5 protein-coding genes and 3 pseudogenes are annotated in these 5,514 nt (G+C 59.4%); 4 read left to right on the top strand and 4 right to left on the bottom strand.

Annotation, left to right across the window (positions count from 1 at the left end):
• Window positions 1-328: pseudogene (locus A3A9_RS0136360) on the bottom strand (glycosyltransferase); the annotation flags it as partial.
• A 327-nt stretch (window positions 329-655) separates the two neighbouring features.
• On the opposite strand from A3A9_RS0136360, the gene A3A9_RS0136350 reads away from it, so the two are divergent.
• Together A3A9_RS0136350 and A3A9_RS40855 are read left to right on the top strand one after the other, a co-directional pair.
• Entirely contained in the window at window positions 656-1,483 is an 828-nt protein-coding gene (locus tag A3A9_RS0136350; RefSeq protein ID WP_027062819.1) for a Ku protein, read from the top strand.
• A gap of 36 nt (window positions 1,484-1,519) precedes the next feature.
• Window positions 1,520-1,825, top strand: a complete 306-nt coding sequence (locus A3A9_RS40855; RefSeq protein ID WP_027062818.1) for a helix-turn-helix domain-containing protein — start codon at window positions 1,520-1,522, stop codon at window positions 1,823-1,825.
• A 29-nt stretch (window positions 1,826-1,854) separates the two neighbouring features.
• On the opposite strand, the pseudogene A3A9_RS43630 reads toward A3A9_RS40855, so the two are convergent.
• Window positions 1,855-2,161, bottom strand: a pseudogene (locus tag A3A9_RS43630) (hypothetical protein).
• A gap of 142 nt (window positions 2,162-2,303) precedes the next feature.
• On the opposite strand from A3A9_RS43630, the gene A3A9_RS46165 reads away from it, so the two are divergent.
• Window positions 2,304-2,681, top strand: a complete 378-nt coding sequence (locus tag A3A9_RS46165) for a hypothetical protein (RefSeq protein ID WP_245279229.1) — start codon at window positions 2,304-2,306, stop codon at window positions 2,679-2,681.
• Between the two features lie 652 nt (window positions 2,682-3,333).
• Window positions 3,334-3,897: a hypothetical protein gene (locus A3A9_RS40850; protein ID WP_033839184.1), complete on the top strand. Its 564-nt coding sequence runs from the start codon at window positions 3,334-3,336 to the stop codon at window positions 3,895-3,897.
• A gap of 39 nt (window positions 3,898-3,936) precedes the next feature.
• Here the strand turns inward: A3A9_RS40850 and A3A9_RS40845 are convergent, their stop codons facing one another.
• Both A3A9_RS40845 and A3A9_RS40840 read right to left on the bottom strand, forming a co-directional pair.
• Window positions 3,937-4,956: an ATP-dependent DNA ligase gene (locus A3A9_RS40845; RefSeq protein ID WP_033839181.1), complete on the bottom strand. Its 1,020-nt coding sequence runs from the start codon at window positions 4,954-4,956 to the stop codon at window positions 3,937-3,939.
• Window positions 4,953-5,514: pseudogene (locus tag A3A9_RS40840) on the bottom strand (DNA ligase D); the annotation flags it as partial. The gene A3A9_RS40845 and the pseudogene A3A9_RS40840, both read right to left, overlap by 4 nt.

The following is a 5,514-nucleotide window of genomic DNA, read 5'->3' as shown; positions in this document are numbered from 1 at the left end:
CGATCATACAGTCGAAGCGGTTAGCGACGATTGTCTCTGCGTTCTGGAGATCGACCTTCATGGTCGCGCCTGGATTATTGCTTTGCGGGGAGTCGATGATTTCAGAACGCATCACCCGGTCTCCGCCAAAACGGTGAGTGTAGACAGCGTCACCGATTTCCGCGACATCGCCTCGGACATCGTCTGCATGGCGGCGCAAGAAGCTCTCTATGTAGTAACGGTCCAGCGGCGTACCGCGATCACCGCCAAATGATCTGCTCAATGGCTCGACGCCGCTGAAATCCCCGAAATCGACCGTGCCAGGCACAGGGACATCATCCGATTTCATGGGGCTATCCCTGCACAAGCCAATCGTCCGATGCCAACACTGGTGACGGTGAGTTCTTCATCAATATTCTGCATCCAAATGTCGCGGGGCAAGTCAGGTCTGTCACTGGGGTCCCTCTTCCACCCCATGGCGATCCTGAGCCCGCGAAAGGTCGTCGACTATCAGGACATCGCCATTGCGACCTAGAATATGGCTTGCGACGAAGTAACCTGCCGCCTGGCGAAACGTTCCAACCAAACTCCGCCGACATTCACTTTGGCTGGGCTGATCCAGGGAACGGTTTCGCTGGACGCTCGTTTGCCTTGACCTGAAACGGGGATAAACGACATGGTCGCGCCACGTGCTGTCTGGAAGGGCTTCTTGAAGGTCGGTTCCGTTGTTTGCGGCGTCAAGATTGTCGGGGCCACCAGTGAAGCGTCGAAGATCCACTTCAAGATCTTGAACCGTAATGACGGCCTCCCGGTCAAAAGCGTCTATGCCGACGAGAAGACAGGCAAGCCTGTCGAGACGGAAGACCAGGTCAAGGGGTTCGAGGTTGAGAAGGATGAGTTCCTTCAAATCGAGCCCGACGACATCAAGGCGCTCAAGCTCACCTCGGATCACACGCTGGAGGTCGGTGAGTTTGTGGCGATCAGCGAGATCGACACTCGCTATCTGGAGAAGCCCTACTACCTCATTCCAGCCGACGGCGCGGCCGTCGAGGCCTATGGCGTGATCCGTGATGCAATGAAGAACAAGGGCGTCGCAGCACGGTCCTGCGTCGTGCTTTACCAGCGCGGCCGGGAAGTTGTGATCCAGCCTTATGGCAAGGGCATGGTGATGACCGAGTTGCGAAACCACAACGAGATGGTCGCCGCGGACAGTGTCTTTGATGGTTTGACGAAGGCGAAATACGATCCCGAGCTGCTCGAAATTGCCGGCATGCTCATCGACAAGAAGGTAACTACCTTCGATCCCTCGAAATTCGAGGACACCTACGAAGATGCGCTGATTGCCATGATCGATGCGAAACGAAAGGGCAAGGCGCCACCAAAGGCGGCCCCCAAGCCGGAGGAGAACGTCATCAACCTTGCCGAAATCCTGAAGAAGAGTCTGAAACAGGAGGGATTGGCAACCTCCAAAAAGAGCGCCCCGGCAAAGCGCAAGAGCGCTTAGACCAAAACGCGAACACATCGACCCGAGGAGACTTACGTGACCCAATTAACCGTGGAGCAATGCCGGGCGGCGCGGGGTCTGCTGGACTGGTCGCAAGCCAGGCTTGGCGCCAAGGCGCAGGTTAGCGAGGGAACGGTTCGCGATTTCGAGAAGAGCAAGCGCCTTCCGGCCCGCGACCTGCTGGCTGCGATGCGATCGGCGCTTGAACAGGCGGGTGTTGCCTTTCTGCGCGACGGTGAGACGATCCATGGCGGCCCCGGCGTTCGGCTCAAGACGTCAACGTCGTCGCGGACGCATATCCAGGATGGCGAAGCGGGAATTATTCAAAACAGCGAAATGTAGGCCGTCACGGAGGGGTGCGATCGTTAGCGCTACTGCTGATCGTTATAAGGCTGCTTCGTTTGTCCAACCATTTTTGCCAGTTCCGAAAACGGCCGAACGTCGGATTCGCCTTGTGCGTTGTTTGCGATCTGCGAAGCCGGATCGGAAAGCAGATGGCGTCGCGGTTGGCCGGGGACATGTCTTCATAAGTCCGCTCATCGCCCGCGACGCTGGCCTCGGCCTTTCGTAGCGCAATATCGATGTCGTCGATCGAAAGCAGTCCCTGTGGACCAGCACATTGTTGATCGAGGCGACCGCCATCATTAGACCTTCTAGCTGCAGATTGGCGACATTCATGGCCGGGAACTCTTTACCTGGTGTGGTGGGTTCTGCCCATCCGACTGATGCGTCTTGTCATCGACTTCGTCCGCAGGCCGCGTCAATCCGACGCCGTCCTTGGGCTTCTTGTTTCCAGCCGCGTCCTGCGAGAAGGCATCTGATGGGTCTTTATCGGTTCTGGCCGGATATTTCGTCGCTCCGGTTTCACGATGGTTTTCGTCGCCAGACATTTTCTGTTCCTCCCTGTGTGGCCATCGACAACCATCGCCGGCGCACCGAGTTCCATGCCATCTGGAACATTCCTGATGGCCGGTCGTTGGCCCGTAAAGGAGACAACGCCATGGCGAAGATCAAAAACCTCAACGATGCAATTGTAAGAGAGCCGGAGACGGCCGGCGCCGAGATCGAGCGCAAAGGCCCCGGCGTCAAGGACGCCGGCGAAGCGCCAGTCAGCCCTAAAACGGGGGGCGCTCCGCTTAAACCTGACAGCCTTTTGGCGGCCCCTTCCCGGCCAGACAAAGCGACGCACGTCGGCTAGCCCGCAAGACACCGCGCCCAACTGACAAACGGGGAGAATAGTCAATGCCGCCCAAACCAGCGCCGAATGAAGAACCACCGGTGGATTCACCAAGCTGGACCCCAGACGTGCGCGAGCCTGACCCTGACCTCCTGCCGGATCAATTGCCCATCCCCAACCCCGACGAGAACCGTGAGCCGCCAAAGCGAGCTCTTCGGCTATAGAGATCGTGACCGCGCAAGCGGTCGTTGAATGAGGTCCACGTCTTTCATGACCGTGACGAAAGAGCCCGCCAGCCTGTCGGGCCGGCGGGCTGCTTTTTTCGGCGAGGCCTGGCGTTGCCGACCGCACTAGTCCTACCAATTCACCAAGGCGAAAAGCGTTCCGACATACCCCAGGCCGCCAGACCGATTGTGTTCGTCGAGCAACAGTCGGCAACAGTCCGTGCCGAAAAAAGTGTGCGGGTCGAAATGTTCCAACAGACAGGACGGCTTTGCGGCCGAACGACGTGGACGGACGTTCGCGGTGTTCGGACCAGGCGGCGACCAACGTCTCGAAGTGACATTGGAAATTGCTGTCTTTCTGCGGATCCAGGAACCTCGCCCTGCGACGATCGTTGCTGCTGTGTCGCGCAGACTGGCGGCTGAACGCTACTGATTCTCAGGACAACATAATGGCCCAGAACTTAGGCGACCTGACCACCCGCCTTTCGCGCGAGCACGGCATCTCCGAAGACGCTGTCAGGGCTGTTCTGGACGGCTTACAGCGTGGCGGCGGCACTATGGCCCAATTCAGTCACGCCGATTTTGGCGGCATGTCGCAATGGTCTTCGGGCATGACGATGGTTGGCGACATGTTCAACGAAAGCCTGAAGGCCAAGCTCAACGCTATCGCGGGAGCGTTGTCTGAATACCTGCGCGACCATCCCTCCGAGCGGCGGGGCGGCGACACGGGTGTGAGCTATCGTTCCGCTGGTATGGTAGCTGCGGCGTCGTGGTGGCCAGATGAGCTTGGAAAGCCCTCTGCCGCCGGCTCCCAGAAGCACATGCGTTATGCGGCGTTTGCGGAGAAACGCCGCCTGGTCATCGACGACCACGGAAACACGGAGATCTACGACACCGGCGACCATCGCATATCTGGTGTCTCACAGAGCCAAAGCACCGGGTCCACCTTGACCTTCATCAGCCAGCACGGGGTGGTGCGTGTATCTGATCTCAAGCGCGTGGATACAGCGTAGGTCAGGCCGCCTCGATGCTAACCGTCGCGTGCGAAGCGCTCATGTTTTCACGATCTGGTCGAAGGTGCACTGCTTTGGGTTTTTGTCAGGGCGCCAGCGCAATAATTTCGTGCCATGCCGGAAGCGATCGCCGGTGACTTGATCGAAACGCACTTCGACCACCAGATCAGGGCGAACCGGTTCCCACTGCCCGCTCCTCTCGGTGCTCCAGCGACTTGGGCCACCTGGCGCTTTGCCGGTAAAGCCAGGCGGTGACCGTAACGCCTCAACCTGTCGCGTCAGCGCTGTCCGGTCTGCGCGAGCGATCGTCGAAGTAAAGCCTACGTGGTCGAGCTTGCCCTGTTCATTGTAGAGCCCCAGCAACAAGGAGCCTACCTCGCGCGCGTTCGCCAGATACCGATACCCGCCGACGACGCAATCGGCCGTGCGCAGTCGCTTGACCTTTATCATGGCGCGCTCGCCCGGCCGATACGCATCGCCGAGGCGCTTGGCCATAACGCCATCGGTGGAACCCTTTCCAGATGCGCCAACCCACTTCATTGCGGTGGGCAAATCCCGGGTACACCGAGACAGTTCGATACCGACGCGCCCCGCCGAGTTTAGCAACAGTTCCAGCGCCTCGCGCCTTGCGGACAGCGGTTCACCCATCAGGCTGGCATCCAAGCTGGCCAGTATATCGAACAGGATAAGTTTTGCCGGGGTCTCGACAGACAGCTTTCGAATTCGGCTTTCCGCCGGGTGCAGCCGCATCTGCAGCGCATCGAAAGAGAGCGAGCCGTCAAGGTCTATGACGAGCTCACCGTCGACCACAAAGCCTTCGCCCTTCAGCTCACGCACGACCGCGACGACTTCGGGAAAGTATCTGCCAAGTGGCTTGCCTGATTTTGCCCGCAAGTCGACCTCGTCACCGGCTTTGAAGGCCAGGCAGCGGAATCCGTCCCATTTGGGTTCGTACTGCCACTGCCCGGTGTCATCCGGCAAGGCGTCCGCAGCCTTTGCCTCCATCGGCTCCGTGTGCAAGGGAACACCAAACGACGGTTTTGATCCCTTCGAATTCATGCGGCGGTCTTCGTCGAGCCGAGCCGTTTGATGGCCGTACTGATCGGCCGTTCGCCCTCGTCATAGTCGGCCCAGGCGACAGTCTTCTTCAGCAGGCCTGGCACGCTGCGGACGGTGTATCTCTTGGGGTCGAGATCCGCCTTCACCTGGCCCCATGTCAGCGGCATTGAAACCGTCGCACCTTCCCTGGCGCGGGGCGACAGCGGTGCAACGGCGGTCGCCATGCGATCATTCCTGAGATAATCGAGAAAGATCCGGGACGTCCGCAGCTTCTTTGCCATGTTGACCAGATAGAGGTTCGGGCTGTCTGCCGCCATCTGCATGCAGACGGCCTTGGCAAAGGCCTTGGCTTCGGGCCAGGTCGTTTTGCTGCGTTGGCCCGCCAGCGGCGTGACGACGTGCAGGCCCTTGCCACCCGTGGTCTTGCAAAAGCTGACCAGTCCCAAATCTTCAAGACGATCACGCATTTCCTTTGCGGCCGCGACCACATCGGCAAAGGCGACTTCCGGACCAGGATCCAGGTCGAACACCAACCTGCCGGGAACCTCGGGGTGACCG

It is taken from the genome of Mesorhizobium loti CJ3sym, from assembly GCF_000472785.1.
GTDB classification, from domain to species: domain Bacteria; phylum Pseudomonadota; class Alphaproteobacteria; order Rhizobiales; family Rhizobiaceae; genus Mesorhizobium; species Mesorhizobium loti_E.
This window is presented reverse-complemented; position numbering and strand designations above follow the sequence as displayed.

Bases quoted from the DNA above. Each gene is read 5' to 3' on its own strand.
- A3A9_RS0136350 (WP_027062819.1), top strand. From the start codon at position 656: ATGGTCGCGCCACGTGCTGTCTGGAAGGGCTTCTTGAAGGTCGGTTCC.
- A3A9_RS40845 (WP_033839181.1), bottom strand. From the start codon at position 4,956: ATGAATTCGAAGGGATCAAAACCGTCGTTTGGTGTTCCCTTGCACACG.
- A3A9_RS40850 (WP_033839184.1), top strand. From the start codon at position 3,334: ATGGCCCAGAACTTAGGCGACCTGACCACCCGCCTTTCGCGCGAGCAC.
- A3A9_RS46165 (WP_245279229.1), top strand. From the start codon at position 2,304: ATGGGTCTTTATCGGTTCTGGCCGGATATTTCGTCGCTCCGGTTTCAC.